Genomic DNA, 273 nt, shown 5'->3' with positions numbered 1-273 from the left:
CACGTGCTGCTGCTCGTCATGCACCACATCGCCGGCGACGGCTGGTCCCTGTCCCCCCTCGCCCGCGACCTCTCCACCGCCTACACCGCCCGCCACACCGGACACGAACCGACCTGGACACCCCTGCCCGTCCAGTACGCCGACTTCACCCTCTGGCAACGCCACACCCTCGGCACCGAGGACGACCCCCACTCACCCATCACCCGCCAACTCACCCACTGGCGCGAACAACTCCAAGACCTCCCCGAGGAACTGGACCTGCCGACCGACCGC

The 273-nt window shown here is 69.2% G+C and carries 1 protein-coding gene; it reads left to right on the top strand.

The genetic code is table 11. The features are described 5' to 3' along the window. On the top strand, positions 1–273 hold a 273-nt coding region (locus IE94_RS36910; protein ID WP_037925076.1), incomplete at both ends, for a condensation domain-containing protein.

It is taken from the genome of Streptomyces violaceorubidus (genome assembly GCF_000717995.1).
GTDB lineage: Bacteria > Actinomycetota > Actinomycetes > Streptomycetales > Streptomycetaceae > Streptomyces > Streptomyces violaceorubidus.
The sequence above is the reverse complement of the archived record's forward strand: the minus strand, read 5'-3'. Positions and strand labels throughout refer to the sequence as shown.